Source organism: Mesorhizobium sp. M2C.T.Ca.TU.002.02.1.1, assembly GCF_003997225.1.
Window position 1 is genome coordinate 1 of the sequence record NZ_RZTO01000773.1, and the last position, 2,864, is coordinate 2,864.

Annotated in this window: 3 protein-coding genes and 1 pseudogene; all 4 read left to right on the forward strand. The window is 61.2% G+C overall.

Annotation, left to right across the window (positions count from 1 at the left end; translation table 11 throughout):
* The first annotated feature begins 114 nt into the window (after positions 1-114).
* Positions 115-1,632, forward strand: coding sequence for a Fe-S cluster assembly protein SufB (sufB, locus tag EOD07_RS29150; RefSeq protein ID WP_073988600.1), 1,518 nt, complete (start codon positions 115-117; stop codon positions 1,630-1,632).
* A 56-nt stretch (positions 1,633-1,688) separates the two neighbouring features.
* On the forward strand, positions 1,689-1,910 hold the full coding sequence (locus tag EOD07_RS29155; protein ID WP_127237808.1) for a hypothetical protein: 222 nt from the start codon (positions 1,689-1,691) through the stop codon (positions 1,908-1,910).
* Complete coding sequence (sufC, locus tag EOD07_RS29160; RefSeq protein ID WP_040981303.1) at positions 1,903-2,658, forward strand: Fe-S cluster assembly ATPase SufC; 756 nt, start codon at positions 1,903-1,905, stop codon at positions 2,656-2,658. The genes EOD07_RS29155 and sufC overlap by 8 nt, the downstream gene beginning before the upstream one ends.
* 25 nt (positions 2,659-2,683) lie before the next feature.
* Positions 2,684-2,864: pseudogene (locus tag EOD07_RS29165) on the forward strand (Fe-S cluster assembly protein SufD); the annotation flags it as partial.

The following is a 2,864-nucleotide window of genomic DNA, read 5'->3' on the forward strand; positions in this document are numbered from 1 at the left end:
GACACGCACTATATGGAGCTTACTCCGCTGCGCAGCCCTGCCGGGAAGCGATCACAGCGGTGCCATAGTTTGAAAACTGCCGGGCCTTGACCCCGGCGAGGATGGAGAACGCTTATGCCTGCTGTGCAGGAGACGATCGATCGAGTCCGAAAGATCGACGTCGACCAGTATAAATATGGATTCCAGACAGAGATCGAGATGGACAAGGCCCCCAAGGGCCTGAGCGAAGATATTATTCGCTTCATCTCGGCCAAGAAGGGTGAGCCGGACTGGATGCTGGAATGGCGTCTGGGGGCCTATCGCCGCTGGCTGACGCTGGAAGAGCCAACCTGGGCGCGCGTCCATTATCCGAAGATCGACTTTCAGGACATCCACTACTACGCCGCGCCGAAGAGCACGCCAGGGCCGAAGTCGCTGAGCGAGGTCGATCCTGAATTGCTCAAGGTCTACGAAAAACTCGGCATCCCGCTCAGGGAGCAGGAGATCCTGGCCGGCGTGCAGAAGACCGAGGCGGCGGACGAGGACGAGATCGGCGACAACGTGTACAAGTCCGGCCGCGTCGCGGTCGACGCCGTGTTCGATTCCGTTTCGGTGGTCACCACCTTCAAGGAAGAGCTCGCCAAGGCGGGCGTCATCTTCTGCTCGATCTCGGAAGCGATCCGCGAGCATCCGGAGCTGGTGCAGAAATATCTGGGCTCGGTCGTGCCGACCTCGGACAATTTCTACGCGACGCTGAATTCCGCCGTGTTCACCGACGGCTCGTTCGTCTTCGTACCCAAGGGCGTTCGCTGCCCGATGGAATTGTCGACCTATTTCCGCATCAACGAGAAGAACACCGGCCAGTTCGAGCGCACGCTGATCATCGCCGAGGAGGGGGCCTATGTCTCCTATCTCGAAGGTTGCACGGCGCCGCAGCGCGACGAGAACCAGCTGCATGCCGCGGTGGTCGAGCTGATCGCGCTCGACGACGCCGAGATCAAATATTCGACGGTGCAGAACTGGTACCCGGGCGATGCCGAGGGCAAGGGCGGCGTCTACAATTTCGTCACCAAGCGCGGCGACTGCCGCGGCGATCGCTCGAAGATTTCGTGGACGCAGGTCGAGACCGGTTCGGCCATCACCTGGAAATATCCGAGCTGCATCCTGCGCGGCGACGACTCCTCGGGCGAGTTCTATTCGATCGCCGTGTCGAACGGCTACCAGCAGGTCGACAGCGGCACCAAGATGATCCATCTCGGCAAGAACACGTCGAGCCGCATCATCTCCAAGGGCATTGCCGCCGGCTTCTCGCAGAACACCTATCGCGGCCAGGTCTCGGCGCATCGCAAGGCGGCCAACGCGCGCAACTTCACCAATTGCGACTCGCTCTTGATCGGCGACCAGTGCGGCGCGCACACCGTGCCTTACATGGAGGCCAAGAACGCGACGGCGAAGTTCGAGCACGAAGCGACGACGTCGAAGATCTCCGAGGACCAGAAGTTCTACGTCATGCAGCGCGGCATCCCCGAGGAGGAAGCGATCGCGCTGATCGTCAACGGCTTCGTCAAGGATGTCATCCAGCAGCTGCCGATGGAGTTCGCCGTCGAGGCGCAGAAGCTGATCGGGATCTCGCTGGAAGGCAGCGTGGGTTGATTAGGAAGTTCTTCGAGCGAATCGAGAGCTTGATAGTCGTCGTTCTGATGCTCTTGTTGACGCTGGCTATCGGAGGTGCCGTGATGGCTCTGATAGGCGCAATGTTTGGCTTGAGTTCGGTGAAGAATATCGGTGGTTCGATTGCAGTCCTTGGAGCAGTTGGGTTTTTTGGCTGGATGTTCGTTACCGGCGATCTCGCGGGCGCCCTTCTAGGGAGGTCTCGGCAAGGATCGAGCGACGAGAACAACAAGAACACGAAAGTAGACAAGAATGCTTGAGATCAAGAACCTTCACGCCCGCATCGTCGATGACGGCACCGAGATCATCCGCGGCCTGAACCTGACGGTGAAAGCCGGCGAGGTCGCCGCCATCATGGGCCCGAACGGTTCGGGCAAGTCGACGCTGTCCTATATCCTCGCCGGCCGCGAGGACTATGAGGTGACTGAAGGCGACATCCTCTACAACGGCCAGTCGATCCTGGAAATGGATCCGGCCGAGCGCGCCACTGCCGGCATCTTCCTCGCCTTCCAGTATCCGATGGAGATACCGGGCGTGGCGACGATGGAATTCCTCAAGGTGGCGATGAACGAGCAGCGCAAGGCGCGCGGCGAGGAACCGCTGAAGGTGCCGGAGTTCCTGAAGCGCGTGAAGGAAGCGGCGGCCTCGCTCAGCATGGACATGAACATGCTGAAGCGTCCGCTCAATGTCGGCTTCTCGGGCGGCGAGAAGAAGCGCGCCGAGATCCTGCAGATGAAGCTCTTGGAGCCAAAACTCTGCGTGCTCGACGAGACCGATTCCGGCCTCGACATCGATGCGCTGAAGATCGTTTCGGACGGCGTCAACGCGCTGCGTTCGCCGGACCGCGCCATCGTCGTCATCACCCACTACCAGCGCCTGCTCGAGCACATCGTGCCGGACTCGGTGCACGTGCTCTACAAGGGCCAGGTCATCAAGTCGGGCGACAAGTCGCTGGCGCTCGATCTCGAGGCCAACGGCTATGCCGGCGTGATCGGCGAAGCCGCGTGAGATGGGAGCGGTCGAGGCAAGAACGATGAACATGCACGCACAGCCCCAGCGGACATTGGCCGAGACGGCGCTGATCGATGCCTTCGGCGAGCGGCTGTCGCTGCTGCCGGGCGACGGCGCGGTGATGGTCAAGCGCGACGACGCGATCGAGGCGATCAAGCACGGCCTGCCGACGCGCCGCATCGAATCCTGGCACTACACGGACC